This window comes from Occallatibacter savannae, from assembly GCF_003131205.1.
Lineage (GTDB): Bacteria > Acidobacteriota > Terriglobia > Terriglobales > Acidobacteriaceae > Telmatobacter > Telmatobacter savannae.
Map to the genome: position 1 here is coordinate 434,529 of NZ_QFFY01000005.1, position 16,844 is coordinate 451,372.

Genomic DNA, 16,844 nt, shown 5'->3' on the forward strand with positions numbered 1-16,844 from the left:
GGATTAGTGCGGAAGTGGTGAAATGGCAAACACACTAGCCTTAGGAGCTAGCGCCGAAAGGCTTAGGGGTTCAAGTCCCCTCTTCCGCACCAATCGAACCTCGCTCGCAAAAAGATGACCAGCACTCACTCCTGCTTAGATCAACCCCTCAAAAAACAGCAGGACTCAAAATGGCGTTCTGCTTGTCAGCAGTTGGAGCTTTCGAGCACAGCAGTCTGAGCCGCGGAGCTAAATGGTTGTTCCTGCGAAGCAGGCCCGACATGTTCGGCTGCTGCAACGGCCTGTGTCCCTCCCGAGCTGCATGAGATCCAGCGATCCCCGAATCGGTGAAGCAACAAGCCGCAAATCTCAGTGGGTCCGTCGCCTTGGCGACAGTACTTACAGTCGGACATAAACACTACAACCATTTCTCAGTCTCATCGCTATCGCGGACTGCCGCTCCATTGTGCAACTCGTGTGTGAGGCTTTCATTGCGGCGAAGTTAATGTTGTCTGAACTCGGGCAAGTTCAAACACCCGACCTCGCCTTAGATCGAGATAATGGTTTTGCAGTTGGATGGGATTCTCTAACGACGCGAGAGTGCAGTCTCTGGGGGTGAGCGGTGGAGAGATTTCCACCCAAACCTTGTAAGCTGTAGGAACTATGCCTCCTACCCCGCAACAGCCTCAGATGAATGTCGTGCAGACACCGGATTACCGGGAGTCGTATGCAAACAGCGTGCAGGTGCGCGTCAGCGTTTGGGATTTTTCGCTCGTCTTCGGCCTTGCTTCCAGCGATAGTCCTGATCAGGTTACCATCCGCAATCATCAGGCCATATTCCTCAGCCCGCAGCAGGCCAAGGCACTGTGGAATGTTCTCGGGCAGAATCTCTCCCAATATGAGCAGGCGTTTGGCACGCTGAACTTGGAACCGCAAAACGTGAACTTCCCGCAAGGACCCGTCAATTAGCAGCGCGGGATCCGGACGCTCCATACTGCCGTTCCTGCCAAAAATGAGCCCTCAAAGAAGAGTGGGATGACCACGCGATCGTTACTCCGAAAGATCTTCGAGCCGCGCTTGGACGCGCCCTTTCCGCTCTGGATGGTCTTCCCGGTCATCTTTGCGTCTCTCTACGCGAGCCACTTCTCTCTCCTGCGACTGCCTTACTACTGGGACGAGGCGGGCTACTATGTCCCAGCAGCGTGGGACTTCTTCCGCACCGGTTCGTTGATTCCGAGCACAACTCTGTCCAACGCCCATCCACCTCTACCGAGCCTTTACCTGGCGCTTTGGTGGAAGCTCTCGGGGTTTGTGCCGGAGGTGACGCGAGAGGCTGTTCTGCTCATCGCATCGTTCGGTCTGCTTGCGGTGTGGCGCCTCGCTCACCGTCTCTCTGGGTCCGGCGCGGTCGCTTTTTGGACCGTGCTTCTAACCGCCGTCTATCCCGTCTGGTTTGCACAGAGCACTCTGGCCCAGGCCGACATCTTCGCCGCCGCTTTTAGCCTCTGGGGTCTGGTGTACTCGCTGCCGGATGATCGGCGGCCCGGCCTTGCGGCGCTGTACTTCACCGCCGCGGTGCTCGCCAAAGAAACCGCCATCGCCATCCCGGTGACACTTGCGGCTATCGCAGTGATTCAAGCTTTCCGCGCCGACACCGCTGGACGTACGCGCTTGCTGAAGGAAACCGCCTGGCTGCTATCCTGTGCTTTGCCGCTTGCCGGCTGGTACGTCTGGCACTACGCAAAGACTGGGTTCGCTTTCGGAAATCCCGAGTTTCTTCGCTACAACGCCCAGGCGAATTTCGCTCCCGTCCGCATCGTTGCCGCGTTCGGGCATCGCCTCCTACATCTCACGGCGCACATGAACATGTTTGTGCCGACTCTGCTTACCGTGGCGTCGCTCATGCTCAATCCCCGGCTAGACAGAGAGGGCCGCGAGAAGCCTCGGATCAGAAACGCGGCTCTTTGGCGCATCCTCGTGGTAGTTCTCGCCAACGCACTGCTTTTTAGCGTGCTCGGCGGGGCGCTCTTGACCCGCTATCTACTTGCGATATATCCGCTGATCATCCTGATCGCGGTTTCCACCTTCGCTCATCGCGTCCCATACTGGCCATCGCTCGCCCTTCTTTCCGCGGCAGCTTTCATCTCCGGGCTCTTCATTAATCCTCCGTACCGTTTCGCGCCTGAAGACAACCTGGAGTACGCCCGGGTGATCCGTCTTCACATGGCCGGCATTGCGCAGCTGAATAAGCACTTTCCGGGCTCAACGGTTCTTTCCGCGTGGCCGATCACCGATGAACTCAGCAAGCCGGAACTCGGTTACGTCAAGGCCCCCTATGAGGTATACCGGCTCGACGACTTCACGGAGGAGCAAATTGAGAAGGCCTCGGCAGATCCGGGCGGTTACTCCTCGGCCCTGGTGTTCTCAACCAAGTACGACCCTTCATCTACGCTTCTCACTCTCGGAACCAGAAGCCAGGCTCTGGATGAACAATATTTCGGCCTCCACCACGACCTTGCTCCCGAAGCCATCGCGCTTCGCCTTCACGGCACTATGGTCTGGAAACGAGAAGACCACAACCAATGGATCGCACTGCTCCGATTCAATCGACAGTTCGAAGCCAGCCTGCAGGTGCTTCACCCTGTACGCAGAGCCCGATAGCATCGATCACATCACTGCCAACCAAAAGAAAAGCACCTATAATTTGGCTGTAGTGGCCCATCTTCTTCCATTCCGCAGAGGCACGAGGCAGACCCGCGCTATCGTGATCTGTATTTTCACCCTGATCTTCGCAGGCGCCCTTCGCTCCAACGCCCAGCCAACTCCCTCCGATGCCGCAAGCGCGGGAAAAAATCGGATACTTCTTGTCCTACCCTTCGACAATGGGACCGGCCAACTGAACCTGGAGTGGATACGAGAGGCTGCCCCTGCCATCCTCGATGCCCGCTTCTCTTCGGCCGGATTTGCGCCTATGAGCCGCCCCGATCGCATGTACGCTCTCGATCACCTCGGGCTTCCGCAGCAGTTTCAACCCTCCCGTGCCAGTGCGCTGAAACTTGCCCAGACGCTCGATGTCGACTCCATCGTAGTGGGTAACTATCGACTCGAAGGCACAAGTATCGTCGCCGAAGCACGCGTGCTCAATGTTCCTCGTCTCCGCATGAGCGACGCCGTCATGGCGCGAGGGGAGATGAAGGATCTGATCGCCATCTTCGACTCGCTTGCGTGGCGGCTTACGCGGGTCATGGATCCCGCGTTCAGCGTGGCCCAGGAAACCTTCCTTGCTGCAGGCGCCAACCTGCGCCTCGATGCATTTGAGCAATACATTCGCGGAATATCAGAACCCGACCAGCAGGAGCGCCAGCGCCACCTGAAGAAATCCGTCGAACTCAGCCCCAACTTCAGCCCGGGCTGGATGGCTCTTGGACGCGAAGATTTCAATGCGCAAAAGTACGAGGAAGCGGCGGCATCCTTTGCACGAGTAAGTCCCAACGATCCAGAAGCGCTCGAAGCCAGCTTCTATCGCGGCCTGTCGCTGCTCTACTTCGGCGCCTACCCGCAGGCACAGGAAGCATTTGCCAACGTCGCGAAGGAACTGCCGCTCGCTGAAGTGCTGAATAACGAAGGCGTTGCCGTGAGCCGCCAGGGCAAAGACGCGACGAGTCTCTTTGTGCAAGCAGCCGCCGCCGACCCCAACGCAGCCGACTACCACTTCAACCTAGCGATCAGCCTAAAGAGGCACGGCTCTACTGCGAACGCCGCCAACGAACTGGCTCAGACACTGAAGCTTCGACCCAGCGACACAGAAGCGCAGAAGCTGCAGGCAGCGTGGAAAGCGCCGGGCTCGCCCGACGCGGCAAACGATTCCGAGACCCTGGAGCGGATCATTCGGACATTCGATGCCGGAGCATTCAAGCAGGCAGCACAGGTGATGGACTCGATGGAGGCTGCGCGCCTTGCGGCACTTCCGGCTCACGCACGTGCCGTCAAACTCGCCGCGCGCGCAAAAGAATACTTCAATCGCGGGCTTCTTCTCGAAGCTGAGCGCCTTTATCAGTCCGCTGTCTCGGATGACACAAGGCTCGCCGAGGCGCATGCAGGCCTGGCTACCGTACGCGAACGGACCGGCGATGCGGCCTCGGCGCGTAAAGAGGCAAATCAGGCCCTTGAGATCGCGCCTTCAGCCGACGCCTACATCGTTCTCGGCCGTCTCGACATCGCTGAGAACCACGTGGATGAGGCTAGCCGCGAAATCGGTCAGGCTTTGAAACTTGATCCCTCCAGCCGCGCGGCCCAGGAGCTGAACCGCGAGATCGCGGCTAGAACAGGGAAGAGACAGTAGCAACAAGATCGGGGGAGCAAGACATGCGAGAGCAAGTGCCCGGATCAACGTATCAGCAATGGTTCCGGAAAGCTTCTGTCCTGTTGATTGTTATCAGCGCTCTACTCGTCACTCCGGTAACAGCCTCTCCCCAGCAGCCCGTAGTCGATAAGCTCATCCTCGACGAGACGATTCAGCCCGTCAGCGCAGGTATGCTGGATCGCGCTATTGCCCGCGCCAACTCCAGCAACGCGGCAGCGCTCCTGATCCAGATCGATACACCGGGCGGCCTCGTCACCTCAATGCGTACGATGGCAGGCGCCATTCTGAGCTCCCGCGTCCCAGTCATCATCTACGTTGCGCCCGCCGGCGCTCGTGCTGGGTCAGCGGGCTTCTTCCTGCTCGAAGCTGCCGATATCGCGGCCATGGCTCCAGGCACGAACGCGGGAGCCGCTCATGTCGTGTTTGAGGGCGGCAAACCTGACGAGACGCTGAGCCAGAAGATCGAGAATGATGCGGAAGCCTTCATGCGTTCCTACGTATCACGCCGCAATCGCAACACCGATGCTGCAATCGCCGCTGTTGCTTCATCGAAGTCCTACACCGCCGAAGAAGCGCTGAACCAGCGTCTCATTGATCTGATCGCCCCCAGCGACACCGAACTGCTCAATGCGATCGACGGCCGCCAGGTAGCGCGCATGGACGGCACGAAACAGGTCCTGCATACCAGAAACGCGCGCATAGAGTTCGTACAACCGACGTTGCGCGAAAACCTCCTCACTTGGCTGGTCAACCCCAACATCGCCCTGCTGCTTCTCGTCGGCGGAGCGCTCCTCATCTATCTCGAGTTCAACACTCCTGGAACCATCGTCCCCGGCGCTCTTGGAACCCTGATGGTGCTCCTTGGCGTCTTCGCGCTTGACCTGTTGCCCATCCGATTCACTGCCGTGATGCTGCTGCTTGCGGCGTTCGGACTGATGCTGCTCGAAGCGAAATTTGGCGGTCACGGAGTTCTCGCCATCACGGGCGTCATCTGCCTCACTTTCGGCACCCTGACGCTGGTCGCAGCCCCGATCCCCGAACTTCGCATCCATCCCTGGGTCGCTGTTGGTGTCAGCCTGGGCTTCGGCACAATCACAGTCTTTCTTGTCAGGCTGGCTCTGAAAGCGCGTCGCATGAAGTCCCGGCTTGGAGCCGATGCCCTCGTGGGCAGCGAAGCCTCCGCCATGGAGCCGCTCTCGCCTGAGGGTCACGTACTTGTTGAAGGAGAGATCTGGCGAGCTGTGGCGAGCGAACCCGTTGCGCAAGGCGCGAGGCTTCGCGTTATAGGCCATGAGCAGTACCTGCTGCGGGTTACCCCGGTTGAGTCGGCAGCTACACCGCGCACCGCCGCCTGAATTGATGCGGGAGTACAATCCGTCCTGAATGGGAGAAAGCCATGCCCGATATCTCGATTCCGGTCCTCATTGCGATCGCCATCATTGTTCTCTACCTAATTAACTCCATCAAGATCCTTCGTGATTACGAGCGCGCCGTGATCTTTCGGCTCGGCAGGGCTCTGCCTACTCCCAAGGGCCCCGGTATCATTCTCGTTTTTCGGCCTTTCGATCAGATGGTGCGCATCTCTCTGCGCCAGGAAGTGCTCGAGGTCCCCGCGCAGGACGTCATCACCCGTGACAACGTCACGCTCAAAGTCAACGCCGTGGTCACGCTCTATGTCGTCGACCCGAATGCCGCCGCAATCAAAGTGGCGAACTACGTCTATCAGACTTCACAGTTCTCGCAAACCACGCTTCGTTCGGTGCTCGGCGAGGTCGAACTTGATGAGTTGCTGAGCCACCGTGACAAGCTCAACCTCCGAATTCAGAGCATCATCGATCAGCGCACCGAGCCGTTCGGAGTTAAGGTGACTTCTGTTGAAGTGAAGCAAGTTGACCTTCCCGAGCAGATGCTTCGCGCCATGGCCAAGCAGGCAGAAGCCGAGCGCGAAAAGCGGTCCAAGATCATCCATGCGGAAGGCGAATTCAACGCCGCACAGAAGCTCGTCGATGCCGCCCAACTGCTCGCTACTCAACCCATCACCCTGCAGCTCCGCTACCTGCAGACACTCACCGAGATCGGAGTCGAAAAGAACACCACCATCGTGTTCCCGCTACCTGTCGAGCTTTTATCTATCCTGAATAAACTTAGTGCGGGATCAAAGCCCGCGGAACCGCCCATCGGCGAAGCCGTATAGCTCCTAGAGCACCATTTCGCCGAACGCCGCGCGGATTCGAGGCAAACGCATGATTCGAGATTTCAGCCGGGAAGACTTGGAACCGGTCGAAAGCAATCACACAGAGCTTACGCTTGGCCTTGGAACTGTGCTCGGCCTCGGCGTGGGCCTTCTTCTCCTATGCGTCGTCTGCTTCGCCCTGGGCTATCTGGCCGGCCATCGTTCATCCACGAGGGAGACTGCCGCAGTTCTGGTGCCCGATTCGCCCGCCGGAATTCCGCCGGGGAGAACCGGTGCAAAACCGGGAGCGACCCGACAAGCTCCAGCCCAACCTTCTCCCGTGACCACAGTAAATGACGCGGACCGTCCTCCGTCATCGACGGCTGAAGCTGCCAGCGGTTCGCTCGCTGACTCGTCTGCGGCGCAATCGGCGGGTGCACAGGTGCGGCCGGCCCTGCAAGGCTCAACTGACAGTCAGGCCCCAGCTCCACTTCACGTCCAGCCAGCCACTTCGCAGGTCCAGGGCTGGATGGTTCAGATTGCCGCAGTCTCGCGCACCGACGATGCGGACGTTTTGATCGGAGCACTCAAGAAACGCGGTTATGCGGTTACTGCCCGACGGGAGCTTGGCGATAACCTTATTCACGTCCAGACGGGCCCGTTCACCAGCCGCAATGACGCAAACTCGATGCGACAAAAGCTGCTAAACGACGGCTACAACGCGATCGTTCAGTAGCGTCAGCTCCTCATCCACTCCGGCAATCCCGACGCAATTGCCGCTCGTACCGCACCCATCAGTTCTTCGCGGGTCTCATAATCACCTGGGTTGATCGGCGGGTGAAAGATCACGTGCGCTGTTCCGGGACGAATGCGGACGCTACCCTTGGCCATCATTGTCTCCGTCCCCCAGATCGAAACCGGTATGCACGGCGCGCCCGTCTCCTTCGCAAGGTAGAACGGCCCCTTCTTGAAGGGCAGCATCCGGCCGTCGGGCGAGCGCGTTCCCTCGACGAAGGTCATGATGTGAATGCCTTTGACCAGAATTTGGCGTGCAGCCGCAACGCTGTCTGCCGCACTTTCGCGATCGCCCGAGCGCTCCACTGGAATAAACTCCGCCAGCTTCAGCCCCAAACCGAAGACCGGAATCCTGATCAGCGATTCCTTAATGAATGCGGAGACCCGCCCCGGAATATTGGGCAGCAGTGCAGGCGGATCGAGGTTCGATACATGATTCGCCATGAAAATGCACGCCATCTTTGCGGGAATCAGTTCTCGCCCACTTACCTGAACATTGATACGGGCCAGCGCATAACCGGTGCGAACGATGAACGTTGATGCTCGATAGAGCGGCTGTACATTTCCCGTAAGGATCGCCCATGGCAGGCAAATGATTGCGGCAGGAATTCCGAGGATGACAATCCATGCGATCAGGAGCAGCGAATACGTCATGTCGTGCTTCCGCGCTCAGCCTTGCCGCTCTCTGAGTCGCGCAGGCAGTTTCTCATAGATGCCGTCAAAGCCGCCATTCGAGAGAATCGCGACAACATCGCTCTCTACAAGCTTCGGCGCAATGCTTGCCACGATCTCCGCTGCATCCGGATGCAGTTCCGCCGGAGTGCCGCCCGCATTGAGTGCATCCACAACATCTTCGGGATGCAGGCGCTCTGCATCGGGTACACGTTGCTGCTGATAGACGCCTGCAAGAATCACGCGATCAGCCAGACGCAGGCTCTCGACCAGGTCGTTCTCCAGCACTTTCCGTCGCAGTGTATTCGATCGCGGTTCCAGCACGGCCCATATCCGCGACTTCCGATAAACAGATCGCAGCGCGCGCAGTGTCTCGCGGATTGCCGTCGGATGGTGAGCGAAGTCATCGATGATCGTGATGCCGCGAATCACATCCCGCACTTCAAGCCGGCGTTTCACGCTTTTGAAACTCGCAAGCGCGGAGCGGATCGCGTCCTTTGGCACGCCCTGACCGAATGCAAGCGCTGCAGCCGCCGTTGCGTTCAATGCATTGTGTTCACCCGCAAGCTGCATTGCTACATCGGACCACAGCTCACCGCCGCGCCAGATCTCCCAGCGCATGTGCCCGTCTGCGTATCGCAGATTACGCACCTGCCAATCCGACTCCGCCTTGAACCCATAACGCTCGACCCTGCAAAACGCCTTGCTGATGCACTCAGTCACGTTCTCGCTGCCGTCAAACGCAACCAGTAAGCCACGTCGCGGAACCAGATTCACCAGCCGCTTGAAAGCCGTCTTCACCGCTTCCAGATCCGCGTAGATATCCGCGTGATCGAATTCGACATGCGTCAGGATGAGCCCATCGGGGAAGTAGTGCAGAAACTTCGGTCCTTTGTCGAAGAATGCCGTATCGTACTCGTCGCCCTCGATGATGAAGGTCCGCGTTGGCCGTAGCTGAAAACTGGTTCCGAAATTCTCCGCCACTCCGCCAATCAGGAAGGATGGCTCGAACTCAGGATGATCGTGCGAAGCCACCTGGTAAATCCACGCCAGCATGCTTGTTGTCGTGGTCTTCCCATGCGTCCCCGCAACGACCAGGGACTCACGCCCCTTCAGAAACTCATCGTGTACCAGGGCCGCCATTGAGGCAAACGGAATGCGCTCATCCAGTACCCTCTCAACTTCAGGATTGCCGCGCGACAAAGCATTGCCGATGACGACCAGGTCCGGCGTCGGATCGAGATTCGCTTCCGAATACGGTTCCATCACAGGAATCCCAAGCGACCGCAGTAAGTCGCTCATCGGCGGATAAGCCGCTTTATCTGACCCGGTAATCCGATGCCCCTGCAACTGCAGCAGCCCGGCGATCGATGCCATGGCCGTGCCGCAAATCCCGCTGAGATGGATGTGTTTTCTGGATGTGCTCATGACTGTACGGCAGGCTCCAATAGCGCAAGCTGCGCCTCATCTCCGGCCCGCAACTCCGCTTCAACTCCAAAGGTCAATGTAACGTTCTGCCGCGACACATGCCCGCTACGCAAACCGAAAGCAATTGGAACATCCAGTCCGGCGAGCGCCGACAAGATTGCGCTCTCCAGCAAATCGTCAGCAGCACCCGGCGACGAGCAGTCCAGCATCTCGCCGAACACAATGCCCAGGACCCCTTCCAGCTTGCCCGCCTGGCGCAAGTGCCAGAGCATCCGATCGATCTGATAGGGTTTCGCGCTCACGTCCTCGATGAACAGCAGTTTGCCCTCGGTCTGCGGCTCCCACTGGGTCCCGAGCATGGCCACGAGGATGCTGAGGCACCCGCCATAAAGCGTTCCGCGGGCAGTCCCCGGCCTCAACGTTCGCAACCCTTCCGCCTCGCCTAGTGAGTATGGACGGCCAGCAATCGCGGCCTGAAAACTTTCCAGGTGCACCCCATTTTCAAGGTAGAAATCAGCAGCAACCATTGGGCCGTGAAACGCGGGTAATCCAAATTCATCCAGAAAGTGGCACTGCAGTCCGGTCATGTCGCTGTATGCAAAGAAAGGCTTCGGATTGCTCGCGATCAGCTTCCGGTCAATGCCCTCGAGCAGATAATTTGATCCATATCCGCCGCGAACGGCGACAACAAAGCTCGTTTCCGGATCAACAAACGCCGCGTGCAGATCGGCGAGTCTCGATTCGGCAGATCCTGCGAAAAACAAGGGTCCGCGAGCCTGAGTGTTCATGCCGGTCCTCGGGGAAAATCCAAGCTCCCTTAGTCTGTCCAGTCCGCGGTCTACGCGCTCAGGAATAGCGAACGATGCGGGAGAGATAACGCTCACCTTAGCGCCTTCGGAAACCGCAGGCATCCTGATCAATGGCTTGGCTGCCTCACTCATCCGACCCACGCCTCTCCGCGTGCAATCAGGGTCGCCGGTCCCGTCAACTCCAGTTCTGTACCTGTTCCGTTCCAGACCACACTCTGCGCGCCCCCCGGTGCTACGACACGAAGTGGTGACACACAGTTGTGAAATGCGATCGCCGCGGTCGCCGATGCCGAGGTCCCAGTTCCTGAAGATGTCGTGGGTCCCACCCCGCGTTCGAAGATACGAATTTCGATCTCATTCCGGCTCAGCACCCGCACAAACTCCACATTCGTCTGATTTGGAAAATCCTTGTGCGTACAGATCTCTGAGCCGATCGTCTCCCACGACTCTCCCGCGATTGAAAAGGAGGTGTCGTTCACCAGAATCACAAAATGCGGGTTCCCTGTGGAAACCGCGATGCCTTCTACCACCCTTCCATCAGCAAGCGTCACGGATTTCGGTCTGGCGCTTGGAATTCCCATTCCGGTGGTTACCTCCACCGAATATCCTGCGCTGGAATCGATACGGTTGATCCGGCACACGCGAAGCCCGGCGTCTGTCTCAATCCGCAATTCGTCTCCCGCTTCGGCGGGAATCATTGCGGCCATCCACGCAGCCACGCAACGCGTGCCGTTGCCGCTGATCTCCGCAATCGACCCATCGGCGTTATGCAGCCGAATTCGGCCAGACTTGGATCCAGTCCAGGAGAAAAACTCCACCCCATCCGCGCCCACTCCGGTATTGCGCTCACAAAGCTTTCGCGTCAGGTACGCCCAGTCGCGACCGGCGGCCGCGCTCTCCGTTACAACCAGAAAGTCATTGCCGCACGCATGTGCCTTTGAGAAAGGAATCAATCTTCCTCCGGATCGCGGAAGTTGAGCAGCGCATTGATGCCGGGCTCTGACAAGAGTCTTCCGTGCAAACGCTCATGCTGTCTTTTCGTTGCTACGACGTTGAAGGTCACTCGCTGCAAATCGCCGATGGCGTTGGCTGTGTAGTCAGACAATCGCTCTCCGGCCTTGTCCATCGCGTCCAGTATCGAATGAAGAATCGCCGCCTGGTCGTTTCCTCGCGCTTCATAGATAAGCGAATAGATCTTGATGCTTGCGTTGCGCTCGAGAAATCCGACCAGTTCCAGGGCGATTACGACGATTACGGTTGCGATGCCGGCCGCAGCGAACAATCCTGCACCGCATGCCATGCCGATCGAAGCGACGACCCACACGGTCGCAGCACTCGTCAGGCCGCTGATCCGGCTGCGATTGTGGATGATAAGTCCGGCACCGAGAAACCCGATTCCCTGCACAATGTTCGAAGCCACCTGGCCTTTGTTGGCATTCGCATCTCCAGCCAGCACCGCCGAGAGCAGCGTGAAGAATGCCGCGCCCAAACAGATCAACAGATTCGTCCTTACGCCCGCAGACCTCCGCTTGTACTCGCGCTCCAGGCCGATTACTCCGCCGAGGAATGAAGCGGCAAGCAATCGCGGGACAGCGCCGTTGAACACCGTGATCTGCTGGAACCAGCTGAAGTCGAAGGGCGCCGAAATCGAGGCCAGTATCGTGCTCATGGCTTTACCTTGGCTGATGCTATCACCGCGTTGACTGTACTGCGACGGGCGGGGTATCGGAGACGTAAACTGCGCCGGGATTCTGATGATCACACTCGAATCTTTGCACTAACCGCAGGCCCTGAGGGTGACGCTTCACCGCCTTGTCAATCTCGTCCCCCTCAAACGTAAGGACGATCGCTGCATGTTTTGCCGGAGCCGCAAGCGCATCAGAGAAGTAGCCCCGGTCGCTCTCGTTGATCGTCTGCCTCAGGGGAATTCCTGTGAATGCCACCAGGTTTGGGTATACCGACGTACCCATCAGGACCGGCGCACCGGGATGCTCCGCCACAAGTCTTCGCAGCACCGGAGGAATCTCTTCTTCGAATTGCTGTCGCGATTCGATGTTTTTGGTGCCCTCTACGTACGTCAGAGGACGATCCCGCAGCACGGCCCGGTCGCATAGTAGGGCAACAGCGAGCAGGCACGGGGCCGCGAGGGGCACCAACCTTGGCTTAAAGTCCCGTATTGCTGAAATGAAAAAGCTGGCTGCGAACGCCACTCCCAGCGCCAGCGCGGGGAGCATCTCCATCCCATAGCGCGTGTTGTAGTAGGAGTGGGGCCACCACACCGGAAGGAAGATCGGCACCGAGCCGAACGACACCGAATACGCATAGAAGGGAACCGGTAGCCATAGAAACAGCGCCCAGGGAAAACCCTTCCGGCTGCACTTCAACAAACCCCATGCGGTCCCCAGCAGAGAAGCAATCAGCAGGAAGTTGCCCCACTCCTCCGGCGCCGCATCCATCTCGCCGCATTTTACAAAGAACAGCAATGAAGCCCAGGGATCGTGCCAACCTGGGTGCGGAGGTCCCGAACCGGTTGTCGTCCTCGCCTCGATCGCGGCCGCAGAGTAGGGTCCTCGTGCAAAATCAAGCCAGTCGCCAAAGATGAAACCGTTGTACGCAAACCACAACAGCGGGGCAGCCAGGACTACTCCGCTCATCCACCAGAACGTCCGCGACCGCAAAGAACTCTTTCGCATCTGCCGGAGCCCAACGGAAGTCCAGACCAGGAACGCCAGAACCCACCCGTCGTACCGCGTGAAGACCGCGGCAACCAGCGCCAGGCAGATCAGGCGGAGCAGCCGAGCCGCACCATTCTCATCGTTCCCCAAGGCCGCATGCCACTCCACTAGCCACACTGCAAGCCAGATCATCTCGCAGAGAAACAGCGGCTCTGTCATCGCCGTCGTTTGCAGATAGAGAAGGTTCGGATTCAGCGCAAAAAGCGCGAGCCCCACCAGTGCCGCCGGCCATCGCAGCCAATGCCGAGCCAGTCTGTAGATTCCGATGCATGAGGCGATATACGCCAGAGCCGATGGAATCAGCCCCGCCAGCCCATTCGCCCACCACGCATACACCGCCACAAATGGAATCATCAGCAGATGCGGAAGCGGCAACCAGACAGATCCAAACTGCGAAATCCCCGGCTCATGGGCGTCGATCACGCGTCGCGCGATGTGCAGGTGCGCTACCGCGTCGCCGTAGTTCAACATCGCGTGATTGCGCCAGCTCCACACGCCGGCGCTCACAGACGCTATCAAAGCGAGGGTCCCCGCCAGCAGCCGTTCCGAGCCGCTGATAGGCGGAGACCCGGGTTGCTCAGTCAAGGTGCGTCAGCTCGCGGAAGAGCTTGAAGCGGTGATCGATCTCTTCGCGCGTCAGTTCCTGCAGGCGCTCCGTCCCGAACCGCTCCACCACGAACGAGCCCATCACGCTGCCATAGAACATTGCGTAGCGAAACGACTTGGGCGTGAGCTCCTTTTGAGAGGCGAGATACCCGAAGAATCCACCGGCGAAGCTGTCACCCGCGCCTGTCGGGTCCACGACCTCCTCCAGTGGCAGCGCGGGAACGTGAAAGGCGCGATGCGCCATCCGCTCCGACCCATCCGGCCGCTTGGGCGCAAAAAAGGCCGTGGCGCCGTACTCGCCGTGCTTCACCACCAGGATCTTCGGCCCGAGTTCGAAGATCTTCGCTGCGGCAAGTGCAATGCTCCGCGCACCGGTAAGCATCCTTGTCTCGGTGTCGTTGATCAGCAACACGTCGAGCCCCTTTAGTACCTCAAGCAGGGCTGGCTTGTGATCCTTGATCCAGTAGTTCATCGTGTCTCCGCCGACGAGCTTCGCAGTCGGCATGGCCTCGCGTACGCGGCGCTGCAGCACTGGATCGATGTTGGCGAGAAACAGATACTCTGAATCGCTGTACGAAGCCGGAATGCTGGGCTCGAACCCCGCGAAGACATTCAGTTCCGTATTGATCGTCTTGGCCTCGTTCAGGTTCTCCATATAAGAGCCCTGCCAAAAGAAGCTCTTGCCGGGGCGGTGCTGAATGCCAGCCGTGTCTACGTTCCGCGCGTCAAACACCTTCTGCTGTTCGGGACCGAAATCGTCTCCGACAACAGCGATCACACGCACATCGGTGAAGAAGCTTGCGGAAAGCGAAAAGTAAGTTGCCGCTCCCGCCAGGCAGCGTTCCCTGCGTCCCGCAGGTGTCTCGACAGTGTCGAACGCGACGCTGCCCACTACTGTGATTGCCATGAGACCTCTCTCGTCAGGTTTATCCTGAACAGTTTCTACCAGCCGTGGTACTTCCCGAAGAGCAGCTTCAGCTTCTCTTTCGTCGCCGCCGGAATCGCATCTGCTTGCGTTAGCACTGCGTACTTGGCTGCTGATGCGCAAGCGCAGCTCCGCTCTTTCGGTAATGCCGCCACTGCCGCCTTGACTACCGTACATGCGTTTGAAGCATTCTGGTGCAGGACCGCGACGATCTCTTCGATCGTCACCGCATCGTGTCCCTCGCGCCAGCAGTCGTAATCCGTAACCATCGCGACCGTTGCGTAGCAGATCTCCGCTTCTCGCGCCAGCTTCGCTTCCTGCAGATTAGTCATGCCGATTACGTCGGCGCCCCAACTGCGGTAGAGATTCGACTCCGCCTTCGTCGAGAACTGCGGCCCTTCCATGCAAACGTAGGTTCCACCGAGTTTCCCGACTACCCCTGCATCATTGCATCCCTTCGCGGCCGCGTTCGCAACCACCGAGCACACCGGATCGCCGAACGCAACGTGGCCCACAATGCCGTCACCGAAAAATGTTGAAATCCGATGGAAGGTACGGTCGATGAACTGATCTGGAATCACGAAGTCTGTTGGCTTATGTTCTTCCTTCAGTGAGCCCACGGCTGAAACCGAGATGATCCGCTCCACGCCGAGCTTCTTGAAGGCATAGATGTTGGCGCGAAAGTTCAGCTCAGACGGAAGAATCCGATGCCCGCGTCCGTGCCTCGCCAAAAAAGCGACTTTGCGCCCTTCCAACTCGCCGAGCACAAATGGGTCGGACGGATCGCCGAATGGGGTCTCGACCTTCTCTTCGTGTACATTCGTGAATCCGGGCATCGAATAAAGCCCGCTTCCGCCAATAATTCCGATTTCCGCCTGAGGCACGCTCGCTCCGCATCATGAGATCGACGGGCCGCAGCCAGGCGGCCCATCCATTGCAAACATCTCATTATAAAGTTCGGAGCGGGCCGATCCGCATGATACCGATCCCGCTTTGGTCCAGGCACTGACTTCCGCTACCCCTGCAACTCGCGATTCGCAACATGGACAAGCGCTGAATCCGGAGACTCTTGCAGCGCCCAACCCGCAATCAGCAGACTCGGCGAAGATGTGGCCCGAGCCTTGCCCAACTCGCCCAGAGTTGTCCGCTGGACCTGCTGCTCAGGCCGCGCGGCATGTGACACGATTGCGCACGGGAATTCCGCGGGCAAGCCTTCATGCAGCCACTCAAGAGCCAGAAGGGTGAGGTCGCGTCCCGGCATGTACACGATCCGTGTCGCATCCTCCCGCTCAGGGATCGCCGCCTCGTTGTGCGACTTGGCGTGATGGCCAGTCGAGAAAATCACGTTGGAAGCAGCGTGACGGTCCGTCAGAGAACAGGGAATAGCTGCTGCCGCCGCAAATGCCGCCGTAATGCCAGGAACCACCTCAAATTGAATTCCTGCTTCGCCCAGAGCTGTCATTTCTTCAGCCGCTCTTCCGAAGATCAGAGGATCGCCGCTCTTAAGCCTAACCACAATTCGATGGTCGGCTGAGTAGCTCACCAGCAGGGAATTGATCTCCTCCTGGGTAATGTTCTTCATCCCGCAGCGCTTGCCCACATTTACGATCTCCGCATGGGGCCGCGCTAGCGCGAGAATATCCGGCGTCACCAGATCGTCGTGCAGGATTACATCAGCCCTTTCTATCAGCCGCTGCGCTTTCACGGTGAGCAAATCCGGATCACCCGGTCCCGCTCCTACGAGAAAGACATTGGCCGTCCCAGCTTGCGTTCCAGCAACTCGCCGCTCCGGCTGCAAAATCCGCCGCTTGGCAATCCGATGGAGCAACGCTTTTCTCTCTTCACCCGCAGGATGTGTCGCCAGAATCTCCCGGCGTAGCCTTCCGATCTCTAACAGCCAAGGCCCAAGGTCCTCCGGCAGTCTTTCGTCGATCTCCCGGCGAAGCTGCTGCGCAACGGATGGGCTTTCTCCAGCTGTAGAAATTGCGACCTGCAGATCTCCCCGTCTCACCACCGATCCGAAATAGAAGTCGCAATGAGGCGGATCATCCACGCTGTTCACCAGGATGCCGCGCTCAACCGACTCGCGATACACAGTCGCGTTTACTTCGGGATCATCCGTTGCCGCAATCACGACGAAGTTGCCTTCCAGATCATCAGGCGTGAACTTCCGCTCTACCAGGACGATCTTGCCCTCAGCCGCCAAGGCCCGAATCTCCGCCTTCACCTCCGGTGCAATCACCCGTAGCCGCACGCCGCTAGAGAGCAGCGTGTTCAGCTTCTCAAGCGCTACATTGCCCGCGCCTACAAGCAATCCGGGGCGCCCCGCTAGCTTCAGAAACACCGGCTGCAGGTTCAT

General features: G+C 58.8%; 15 protein-coding genes and 1 tRNA gene. 7 read left to right on the forward strand and 9 right to left on the reverse strand.

Annotated features, from left to right (window positions below; genetic code table 11):
* Positions 1-8: 8 nt before the first annotated feature.
* From DHV10_RS19825 to DHV10_RS19855, 7 genes are all read left to right on the forward strand, one after another.
* Positions 9-92 (forward strand) — tRNA-Leu (locus DHV10_RS19825).
* A gap of 550 nt (positions 93-642) precedes the next feature.
* The gene (locus DHV10_RS19830) at positions 643-948 is read left to right on the forward strand and encodes a DUF3467 domain-containing protein (RefSeq protein ID WP_109488121.1); all 306 of its coding nucleotides are present in this window, start codon (positions 643-645) and stop codon (positions 946-948) included.
* Positions 949-1,056: 108 nt separating this feature from the next.
* Positions 1,057-2,640, forward strand: coding sequence for an ArnT family glycosyltransferase (locus tag DHV10_RS19835; protein ID WP_239461945.1), 1,584 nt, complete (start codon positions 1,057-1,059; stop codon positions 2,638-2,640).
* A gap of 103 nt (positions 2,641-2,743) precedes the next feature.
* Complete coding sequence (locus DHV10_RS19840; RefSeq protein ID WP_162601703.1) at positions 2,744-4,321, forward strand: tetratricopeptide repeat protein; 1,578 nt, start codon at positions 2,744-2,746, stop codon at positions 4,319-4,321.
* 23 nt (positions 4,322-4,344) lie between these two features.
* A complete protein-coding gene (locus DHV10_RS19845) occupies positions 4,345-5,697 on the forward strand; it encodes an NfeD family protein (protein ID WP_109488123.1) in 1,353 nt (450 codons plus the stop codon).
* A gap of 41 nt (positions 5,698-5,738) precedes the next feature.
* Positions 5,739-6,536, forward strand: coding sequence for a slipin family protein (locus DHV10_RS19850; RefSeq protein ID WP_109488124.1), 798 nt, complete (start codon positions 5,739-5,741; stop codon positions 6,534-6,536).
* Positions 6,537-6,585: 49 nt separating this feature from the next.
* Entirely contained in the window at positions 6,586-7,251 is a 666-nt protein-coding gene (locus DHV10_RS19855) for an SPOR domain-containing protein (RefSeq protein ID WP_109488125.1), read from the forward strand.
* A 2-nt stretch (positions 7,252-7,253) separates the two neighbouring features.
* Here DHV10_RS19855 and DHV10_RS19860 read toward each other — a convergent pair whose 3' ends face one another.
* The 9 genes from DHV10_RS19860 to cysG all read right to left on the reverse strand — a co-directional run bounded on the left by DHV10_RS19860 (position 7,254) and on the right by cysG (position 16,844).
* Entirely contained in the window at positions 7,254-7,964 is a 711-nt protein-coding gene (locus DHV10_RS19860; protein WP_109488126.1) for a lysophospholipid acyltransferase family protein, read from the reverse strand.
* A 15-nt stretch (positions 7,965-7,979) separates the two neighbouring features.
* Entirely contained in the window at positions 7,980-9,410 is a 1,431-nt protein-coding gene (gene mpl / locus DHV10_RS19865; protein WP_109488127.1) for a UDP-N-acetylmuramate:L-alanyl-gamma-D-glutamyl-meso-diaminopimelate ligase, read from the reverse strand.
* Positions 9,407-10,351, reverse strand: a complete 945-nt coding sequence (locus tag DHV10_RS19870) for a S66 peptidase family protein (protein WP_109488128.1) — start codon at positions 10,349-10,351, stop codon at positions 9,407-9,409. The genes mpl and DHV10_RS19870 overlap by 4 nt, the downstream gene beginning before the upstream one ends.
* Positions 10,348-11,172: a diaminopimelate epimerase gene (gene dapF, locus DHV10_RS19875; RefSeq protein WP_109488129.1), complete on the reverse strand. Its 825-nt coding sequence runs from the start codon at positions 11,170-11,172 to the stop codon at positions 10,348-10,350. Before dapF ends, DHV10_RS19870 begins: the two co-directional genes overlap by 4 nt.
* Positions 11,169-11,888: an MgtC/SapB family protein gene (locus tag DHV10_RS19880; RefSeq protein WP_109488130.1), complete on the reverse strand. Its 720-nt coding sequence runs from the start codon at positions 11,886-11,888 to the stop codon at positions 11,169-11,171. Before DHV10_RS19880 ends, dapF begins: the two co-directional genes overlap by 4 nt.
* 22 nt (positions 11,889-11,910) lie before the next feature.
* Positions 11,911-13,539 (reverse strand): ArnT family glycosyltransferase, encoded by a 1,629-nt coding sequence (locus DHV10_RS19885; RefSeq protein WP_162601704.1) that lies wholly within the window; start codon positions 13,537-13,539, stop codon positions 11,911-11,913.
* Complete coding sequence (locus tag DHV10_RS19890) at positions 13,532-14,467, reverse strand: PfkB family carbohydrate kinase (protein WP_109488132.1); 936 nt, start codon at positions 14,465-14,467, stop codon at positions 13,532-13,534. Before DHV10_RS19890 ends, DHV10_RS19885 begins: the two co-directional genes overlap by 8 nt.
* 35 nt (positions 14,468-14,502) lie before the next feature.
* Complete coding sequence (mtnP, locus tag DHV10_RS19895) at positions 14,503-15,369, reverse strand: S-methyl-5'-thioadenosine phosphorylase (RefSeq protein ID WP_109488133.1); 867 nt, start codon at positions 15,367-15,369, stop codon at positions 14,503-14,505.
* Positions 15,370-15,500: 131 nt separating this feature from the next.
* Positions 15,501-16,844, reverse strand: coding sequence for a siroheme synthase CysG (cysG, locus tag DHV10_RS27840; protein ID WP_109488134.1), 1,344 nt, complete (start codon positions 16,842-16,844; stop codon positions 15,501-15,503).

Excerpts from the sequence above, each read along its gene's own strand:
- DHV10_RS19830 (WP_109488121.1), top strand. The coding sequence starts at position 643 with ATGCCTCCTACCCCGCAACAGCCTCAGATGAATGTCGTGCAGACACCG.
- DHV10_RS19845 (WP_109488123.1), top strand. The coding sequence starts at position 4,345 with ATGCGAGAGCAAGTGCCCGGATCAACGTATCAGCAATGGTTCCGGAAA.
- DHV10_RS19850 (WP_109488124.1), top strand. The coding sequence starts at position 5,739 with ATGCCCGATATCTCGATTCCGGTCCTCATTGCGATCGCCATCATTGTT.
- DHV10_RS19855 (WP_109488125.1), top strand. The coding sequence starts at position 6,586 with ATGATTCGAGATTTCAGCCGGGAAGACTTGGAACCGGTCGAAAGCAAT.
- DHV10_RS19860 (WP_109488126.1), bottom strand. The coding sequence starts at position 7,964 with ATGACGTATTCGCTGCTCCTGATCGCATGGATTGTCATCCTCGGAATT.
- mpl (WP_109488127.1), bottom strand. The coding sequence starts at position 9,410 with ATGAGCACATCCAGAAAACACATCCATCTCAGCGGGATTTGCGGCACG.
- DHV10_RS19870 (WP_109488128.1), bottom strand. The coding sequence starts at position 10,351 with ATGAGTGAGGCAGCCAAGCCATTGATCAGGATGCCTGCGGTTTCCGAA.
- DHV10_RS19880 (WP_109488130.1), bottom strand. The coding sequence starts at position 11,888 with ATGAGCACGATACTGGCCTCGATTTCGGCGCCCTTCGACTTCAGCTGG.
- DHV10_RS19890 (WP_109488132.1), bottom strand. The coding sequence starts at position 14,467 with ATGGCAATCACAGTAGTGGGCAGCGTCGCGTTCGACACTGTCGAGACA.
- cysG (WP_109488134.1), bottom strand. The coding sequence starts at position 16,844 with ATGAACCTGCAGCCGGTGTTTCTGAAGCTAGCGGGGCGCCCCGGATTG.